Source organism: uncultured Bacteroides sp., assembly GCF_902491285.1.
Taxonomy (GTDB): Bacteria; Bacteroidota; Bacteroidia; order Bacteroidales; family Bacteroidaceae; genus Bacteroides.
Genome location: NZ_CABUHK010000137.1, coordinates 1 through 7,332 on the forward strand (window position 1 = coordinate 1; position 7,332 = coordinate 7,332).

Below are 7,332 nucleotides of genomic sequence, written 5' to 3' on the forward strand. Positions count from 1 at the left end.
CGTCTCATATCATGCTCACCAAAAAGGGTCGGATAATCTTCTTCCATATTCTTATGAATAAACATGAGAATCGTTTCGCGAAGCCAACGTGACTTATTTGTTATCTTGTATTTTTCAAGATAACGGTCCACAATCAGTTGCTCTTCATCGCTCAACAAAATGCTCATCCGCCGTTCTCTTTTAGTACACTCGACGTGCATTTTCAGGCATTTCTTACTCCTTTTTCTCATATCTTCTGCAAAATTACTTTTACTTCTGTAAATTCAAAGAATAAAAGCAGTAAATTTGCAAAAAAAGATGGCTAAACATAACGAATTGGGTAAAGCCGGAGAAGATGCCGCAGTAGCCTATCTCGAACAGCAGGGCTATATCATCCGTGACCGGAATTGGAGAAAGGGACATTTCGAATTGGATATTGTGGCTGCAAGCGACTGTGAATTGATTGTAGTAGAGGTGAAGACCCGCAGCAACACTCAGTTTGCGGAACCGGAAGACGCCGTTGATTTACCCAAGATAAGACGTACAGTGCGTGCCGCAGATACGTACATGAAACTATTCCAGATTGACGTCCCCGTACGTTTCGATATTGTCACTGTAGTAGGTGGGAACGGAGATTTCAAGATTGAGCATATGAAGGAAGCGTTTTATCCACCTTTATTTTAAGGTTTGCCACAGAGAATGCAGAGTCATACAGAATTTATTATAGATTTGATTTATTATGAACGTAGAAACTGTTAGAGAATACTGCCTGAGCAAGAAGGGGGCCACTGAATCTTTTCCCTTTGATGAGGTATCCCTAGTTATAAAAGTGATGAACAAGATGTTTGCCCTTATTGATTTGGAAGAAGCAAATCACATCGCGTTGAAATGTGATCCGGAAAAAGCGATTGAACTGCGTGAACATTATTCCGGAATTGAAGGAGCTTATCATTTCAACAAGAAGTATTGGAATGGTGTCCGCTTCGACAGTGATGTAGACGACAAACTTATGAAAGAGCTCATAGACCACTCTTATGATGAAGTAATCAAGAAGTTTACTAAAAAGCTACGTGCAGAATATGATGCTCTCCCCTGAATTATTTCCGGTTCCATTGATTCATATCAGTGAAACGAGTTCTACCAACAACTATCTGCAAACTTTTTGCGCCAAAGAAAAAGCCGGAGAGTTTACGACCGTAGTCGCCGACTTCCAAACTTCCGGACGGGGGCAGCGTGGAAATTCGTGGGAATCGGAGCCTTATAAGAATCTCCTTTTCAGCTTTGTGTTTTTTCCTGAATTTCTGGAAGCACGCCGCCAGTTTCTTATTTCCCAAATCGTGTCTTTAGCTATTAAAGAAGAGTTGGAGACTTATACCGCTGATATTTCTATCAAATGGCCGAATGATATTTACTGGAAAGAGAAAAAGATATGTGGCATATTGATAGAAAACGACCTGATGGGGCGCAATATCAGTCAGAGCATTGCAGGTATCGGAATCAATATTAATCAGGAAGTGTTTCACAGCCCGGCTCCTAACCCTGTTTCGCTCTATCAAATCACAGGAAAACAATATGATATTTTTGAGATATTGAAGAATATAATGCTGCGCGTCCAGTCTTATTATTGCCGGCTTAAAAAGGATGACACATCATCAATCGCTATTCACTATGAAAAGTCACTTTTCAGAAAGGAAGGGATGCATCGGTACAAAGACGCTGACGGAGAGTTCCTTGCACGGATTGTATGTGTAGAGCCCGAAGGCAGATTGATTCTGGAAGATGAAATGCAGACGAAAAGAGGCTATATGTTTAAAGAAGTGGAATATTTATTGAGATAAGTAATCTACGAACTGATTAAAACATTATCTTTGACACCGATGTTTTATATAAAAACTATCTCATTTATGAAAACAAGATTAATATTCCTGCTTCCATTATTATGGGTGCTAACAGGTTGCAGTGATTCGGAATCCTCAGACACAGCCACCTTAAAAGTTTCGGAAACCTCATTCAAAAACATAAGTGCGAATGGAGAAACGATAACAGTAAATATTCAAAGTAATCATAAGTGGAACATCAGCAGTAACAACTCGTGGTGTACTACCGATATTACATCTGGAGAAAATAATGGTAAGATAAGAATAGAAGTTAATAAAAACAGTGAAGCATATGCTCGCGCAGCAACGATTACAGTTGAAACTGATGGCCAACAAGAAAAGGTGTCAGTCATACAGAATGGAAAGCAACTTTCTGTTGAAGAAATAGAAAATCATCACTATAAAATACCAGTGGTATTTCAAGTTCTTTATAAAGATCCCAATAACACAACACAAAACATGAGAGCCAGTAGAGCTTCTGATCTAATTGTTGCATGTAACAAATACTATCAAAACTTACTAGAAAGTGCAAGCGTTGATATGAATCTTGAGTTCGTTCTTGCAACTAGAGACCCTGAAGGCAACATACTACAGGAAGCTGGAATCAATCGAACGCAAATTAATGAAGCAACAATGGATTGTGAAAAGTTTATGGAGAATAAAGACAATCTAAAATATCTTTGGGATACTGACAGATATATCAATATCATGTTGTACACATTCAGCAACGAAAACATATTAGGTATCTCGCATTTACCCTATACAATCGCTCCAGACAAACTTGATGGACTCAATCAGCTAGACTTCCTGCCAGAACATTCCAACTTAACATATCCTCACTGCGTATCTATTAATAATAAGTATATCTATTCATCTGCCAGTATAGAAAACAGAACGTATAATTCTGTAGATGTAATCCCAACTATCGCCCATGAATTAGGACATTATCTTGGTTTATTCCATGCTTTTTCTGAACCAGAAAATAAAGAAACAGGTATTAATACATGCATAGACAGTGACTATTGTGATGATACTCCAACGTATGACAGAGATGCATACATCACTTGGATGTCAGACTATATAATCTCAAAAAATGGAATAACCAATATGTCGCAGAGTGAGTTTAATAAATTATTTGAAAGACTAGATTGTGTGAGTGAAACGGTCTCAATTCCCAACAACATTATGGACTATGATATTTCATGGTTAAATCGTTTTACTAATGACCAAAGAAATAGGGTTAGACATATGTTGGCTCGAGGTGTACTAATTCCGGGGCCTAAAGAGACTAGAGTAAGCACAAGAGCAACAGGGCCACAGAATTTCCCAATGAGAATGATTAAATAGCAGGTAAAATATCATCAAAAGAAAGAGGTGAACCACCTAGCGCTTCACCTCTTTCTCTATTCTCAATATCTTGTCCAATGTCTTTTGGGCTTCTGTCGACGGAAACCTTAGAACAACCTTCTGCAAAGAGCTCCGTGCTCTTTCATATCCTGTAGAAAACACTTTCGATAGTCCATCCCGATAGCGGGCATATTGCATTTTCGTTGGTGATGATATTTTCTTATAGTCGGCTTCCAATTGCTTCTTCTCCCGCTCAGCCATCAAATAATAGTAATTGCCTAAGAAGATGTTAGCCGCCAGATTATCTGCATCCAGTTGCAATATCTTTTCATACATATGCAGAGCATCCTTTTCCTGTCCACGGTATACCTGCATCTCCGCACATGATTCAAGATAATCTACATTATTGGGAGCCTTTTGAAGCAACTCTTTATAAAACAGATAGGCCTTGTCATAATTCCGATTCTTTTTATAAGCAACCGCCAGTTCATTAGCCAACTTCACACTCACTTCACTATTCTTGTCGACATTCGTCCAATAGTACATTTCCGTGCGGTCAATATTCAGACTGATTGTCTGTCGGAAATAGCTCACAGCCTGTCCATTCTGCCCGGCTTCGATAGCGGCAGACACTTTCTGCAACATCTCATCAACCGACTGTGCATTCAGCATCAGCGGCAATGAAAACAACGATAAAAAGAAGATAGTTAAGGCTCTCATAATCCAATATTTGCTATTTAGTTCGTGACACACAAAGATACAATAAAAAAATAAAAAATGTACCTTTGCGGCATAAAAGAACAATCAATTTGATAAAAGTGTTTCTATAAAATGATAGATAAAAAACAAACCTCTGAAAACAGACGAATATTACAGATTGCCATACCATCGATTATATCCAATATAACCGTTCCGCTACTGGGACTTATTGATGTCACTATCGTAGGGCACCTTGGTTCTCCGGCCTATATCGGAGCCATTGCCGTAGGGGGAATGCTGTTCAATATCATCTACTGGATTTTCGGATTCCTGCGTATGGGGACGAGTGGCATGACTTCGCAGGCCTATGGTCAGCACGACCTTAATGAAATCACCCGGCTGCTGGTACGCTCCGTAGGTGTAGGATCAGTAATCGCCTTTTGCCTGCTGATACTCCAATACCCTATTCTGAGACTGGCATTTGCATTTATACAAACGACACCGGAAGTCGAGCAACTGGCAACTACTTATTTCTACATCTGCATTTGGGGAGCCCCCGCCATATTAGGCCTTTATGGATTTGCCGGCTGGTTCATCGGAATGCAGAATTCACGCTTCCCGATGTACATCGCCATTACTCAAAATATCGTCAATATTGCAGTCAGCCTATGCCTTGTTTATCTACTGGATATGAAAGTGGCAGGAGTAGCCACAGGCACCCTTATCGCACAATATGCAGGTTTCATTATGGCAATACTGTTATACATACGCTATTATAGCAAACTCCGTAAACGAATTATATGGAAAGAAATAGTACAGAAGCAAGCCATGTACCGTTTTTTCCAAGTGAACCGTGACATATTCTTCCGCACGCTCTGCCTTGTCATAGTCACCATGTTCTTCACTTCGGCCGGAGCGGCACAAGGCGAAGTCATTTTAGCAGTCAACACCTTGTTAATGCAGTTATTCACTCTTTTCTCCTATATCATGGACGGCTTTGCCTATGCGGGCGAAGCATTGTCAGGACGCTATATCGGTGCAAGAAACCAAACAGGCCTGCACAGCACGGTACGCCACCTATTTTATTGGGGATTCGGGCTTTCAATGGTATTCACCATTCTATATTCGGTCGGAGGAAAGGAATTCTTGGAATTACTGACTAATGACGTTTCGGTAATCAAAGCAGCGGATTCCTACTTTTATTGGGCACTCGCCATTCCATTAGCCGGTTTTTCCGCCTTCTTGTGGGACGGGGTCTTTATCGGTGCCACTGCTACCCGCCAGATGCTTTACTCTATGCTAGTTGCTTCCGCCAGTTTCTTCGGGGTATATTATGCATTTCATTCCCTTTTGGGAAATCATGCCTTATGGCTGGCGTTTCTTGTTTATCTTTCATTAAGAGGAATCGTACAAACTTTCCTGGGAAGGCAAATCATGAAAAAAGTAATCGTATCCTAATAAGGCTATCTGACAAATTATCTCTATATTTGCGGCAAACTATAAAAAGCAAAAGATATGGCTAAGTATAAAAGAATCTTGCTGAAACTAAGCGGAGAGAGTCTGATGGGCGAAAAGCAATATGGCATCGACGAGAAAAGACTGGCAGAATATGCAGAGCAAATCAAGGAAATCCACGGACAAGGTGTACAGATAGGTATCGTTATTGGCGGCGGAAATATCTTCCGTGGGTTGAGCGGAGCCAATAAAGGTTTCGACCGCGTGAAAGGTGACCAAATGGGAATGCTGGCAACTGTCATCAATAGCCTGGCATTGAGTTCGGCATTGGTGGCTGCCGGAGTGAAAGCCCGTGTATTGACAGCAGTCCGCATGGAACCTATCGGTGAATTTTACAGTAAATGGAAAGCTATCGAATGCATGGAAAACGGTGAGGTTGTCATCATGTCCGCAGGAACGGGAAATCCTTTCTTTACCACAGATACAGGTTCTTCATTAAGAGGAATAGAAATTGAGGCTGACGTAATGCTGAAAGGAACCCGTGTAGATGGTATTTATACCGCCGATCCGGAAAAAGATCCTACCGCAACCAAATTTGACGACATCACGTATGATGAAGTACTGAAACGCGGTTTGAAAGTAATGGACTTGACAGCTACTTGTATGTGCAAGGAGAATAATCTGCCTATTGTCGTATTTGATATGGATACGGTAGGTAACTTGAAGAAAGTAATCAGCGGAGAAGAAATAGGCACGATTGTACACAACTAACTTACTCCTTCAAAATATTCAGAATAAGACAGAAGTCTCTTAAACGAGATTATCTGTCTTTTTTCGTATATAATTGCCTGCAATAATAGTTTTTAGCATACGAAAGATTAAATTATACTATCAACAGGGTAAACGCTTGTTTATCATTTACGAACTGCGTACTTTTGCACGCCATTTAAAAAACTTAAAACGATGAACAGCAAAACCAAAGGTTTTATCTATGGAGCGATTGCCGCCGCAAGTTACGGTATGAATCCTCTTTTTGCACTTCCGCTCTACGCAGCAGGCATGAGTGTCGATACGGTTTTATTTTACCGCTACTTTTTTGCTGTCATTGTATTGGGGATACTAATGAAGATGCAACACCAGTCTTTCGCTCTTCGGAAAGCGGACATTCTTCCTCTGATTATTATGGGATTGCTGTTCTCATTTTCTTCACTACTCCTATTCATGAGCTACAACTATATGGATGCCGGAATTGCTTCTACAATCCTGTTCGTCTATCCGGTAATGGTAGCGGTCATTATGGGAGTATTTTTCAAAGAAAAGATTTCCGCGATTACCGTTTTCTCAATCTTGCTGGCACTTTCGGGCATCGCCTTGCTGTATCAGGGAGACGGTGGCAAGCCGCTGTCTACCATAGGTATCATCTTTGTGCTGTTGTCCTCACTTTCATATGCTATATATATAGTAGGTGTAAATCGTTCGACATTGAAAAACCTGCCGACAACCAAACTTACGTTTTACGCTATCCTGTTCGGACTCTCGGTTTATATCGCCCGTCTGAACTTCTGCACGGAACTGCAAATCATACCATCTGTCTGGCTTTGGGCAGACGTACTGGCACTGGCTATTCTGCCTACTGCCGTATCGCTCGTTTGCACAGCACTGGCTATCCATTATATAGGCTCTACCCCGACTGCCATCTTAGGCGCTTTGGAACCTGTGACGGCTTTGTTTTTCGGAGTTCTTTTGTTTCACGAAAAACTCACGCCCCGGTTAATGACAGGTATTTTAATGATTATCACTGCCGTTACCTTGATTATCATTGGTAAGTCGCTCATAAAAAAGATGAGTATGCTGTTGCAGATGAACAAAAAATAATATACTTTTGCTAATTAATCAATCGAATAGCAACTTTAATTATCGAAAAATATGGTAGACGTAAAGACTTGCCTTGACAATGCACAAGAAAAAATGGATA

General features: G+C 40.6%; 9 protein-coding genes. 7 read left to right on the top strand and 2 right to left on the bottom strand.

Annotated features, from left to right (window positions below):
* The coding region (locus RDN93_RS21095; RefSeq protein ID WP_004299215.1) for a hypothetical protein at positions 1-230 on the bottom strand (230 nt) is incomplete at its 3' end.
* A gap of 67 nt (positions 231-297) precedes the next feature.
* On the opposite strand from RDN93_RS21095, the gene RDN93_RS21100 reads away from it, so the two are divergent.
* From RDN93_RS21100 to RDN93_RS21115, 4 genes are all read left to right on the top strand, one after another.
* Positions 298-663: a YraN family protein gene (locus tag RDN93_RS21100; protein WP_308747298.1), complete on the top strand. Its 366-nt coding sequence runs from the start codon at positions 298-300 to the stop codon at positions 661-663.
* A gap of 55 nt (positions 664-718) precedes the next feature.
* Complete coding sequence (locus RDN93_RS21105) at positions 719-1,075, top strand: MmcQ/YjbR family DNA-binding protein (RefSeq protein ID WP_308747299.1); 357 nt, start codon at positions 719-721, stop codon at positions 1,073-1,075.
* Entirely contained in the window at positions 1,059-1,817 is a 759-nt protein-coding gene (locus RDN93_RS21110; protein ID WP_308747300.1) for a biotin--[acetyl-CoA-carboxylase] ligase, read from the top strand. The genes RDN93_RS21105 and RDN93_RS21110 overlap by 17 nt, the downstream gene beginning before the upstream one ends.
* A gap of 66 nt (positions 1,818-1,883) precedes the next feature.
* Positions 1,884-3,203 carry a zinc-dependent metalloproteinase lipoprotein gene (locus RDN93_RS21115; RefSeq protein WP_308747301.1) on the top strand — a complete coding sequence of 440 codons (1,320 nt, stop codon included), beginning with the start codon at positions 1,884-1,886 and terminating at the stop codon, positions 3,201-3,203.
* 36 nt (positions 3,204-3,239) lie between these two features.
* Here the strand turns inward: RDN93_RS21115 and RDN93_RS21120 are convergent, their stop codons facing one another.
* Entirely contained in the window at positions 3,240-3,923 is a 684-nt protein-coding gene (locus RDN93_RS21120) for a tetratricopeptide repeat protein (RefSeq protein ID WP_308747302.1), read from the bottom strand.
* Positions 3,924-4,034: 111 nt separating this feature from the next.
* Between RDN93_RS21120 and RDN93_RS21125 the strand changes: the two genes are divergently transcribed.
* The 3 genes from RDN93_RS21125 (at position 4,035) to RDN93_RS21135 (ending at position 7,232) form a co-directional block, all read left to right on the top strand.
* Complete coding sequence (locus tag RDN93_RS21125; protein WP_308747303.1) at positions 4,035-5,360, top strand: MATE family efflux transporter; 1,326 nt, start codon at positions 4,035-4,037, stop codon at positions 5,358-5,360.
* Positions 5,361-5,417: 57 nt separating this feature from the next.
* Positions 5,418-6,128 carry a UMP kinase gene (gene pyrH / locus RDN93_RS21130; RefSeq protein ID WP_308747304.1) on the top strand — a complete coding sequence of 237 codons (711 nt, stop codon included), beginning with the start codon at positions 5,418-5,420 and terminating at the stop codon, positions 6,126-6,128.
* Positions 6,129-6,320: 192 nt separating this feature from the next.
* Positions 6,321-7,232, top strand: coding sequence for a DMT family transporter (locus RDN93_RS21135; RefSeq protein ID WP_308747305.1), 912 nt, complete (start codon positions 6,321-6,323; stop codon positions 7,230-7,232).
* Positions 7,233-7,332 lie beyond the last annotated feature (100 nt).

Bases quoted from the DNA above. Each gene is read 5' to 3' on its own strand.
- RDN93_RS21100 (WP_308747298.1), top strand. From the start codon at position 298: ATGGCTAAACATAACGAATTGGGTAAAGCCGGAGAAGATGCCGCAGTA.
- RDN93_RS21105 (WP_308747299.1), top strand. From the start codon at position 719: ATGAACGTAGAAACTGTTAGAGAATACTGCCTGAGCAAGAAGGGGGCC.
- RDN93_RS21110 (WP_308747300.1), top strand. From the start codon at position 1,059: ATGATGCTCTCCCCTGAATTATTTCCGGTTCCATTGATTCATATCAGT.
- RDN93_RS21115 (WP_308747301.1), top strand. From the start codon at position 1,884: ATGAAAACAAGATTAATATTCCTGCTTCCATTATTATGGGTGCTAACA.
- RDN93_RS21120 (WP_308747302.1), bottom strand. From the start codon at position 3,923: ATGAGAGCCTTAACTATCTTCTTTTTATCGTTGTTTTCATTGCCGCTG.
- RDN93_RS21125 (WP_308747303.1), top strand. From the start codon at position 4,035: ATGATAGATAAAAAACAAACCTCTGAAAACAGACGAATATTACAGATT.
- pyrH (WP_308747304.1), top strand. From the start codon at position 5,418: ATGGCTAAGTATAAAAGAATCTTGCTGAAACTAAGCGGAGAGAGTCTG.
- RDN93_RS21135 (WP_308747305.1), top strand. From the start codon at position 6,321: ATGAACAGCAAAACCAAAGGTTTTATCTATGGAGCGATTGCCGCCGCA.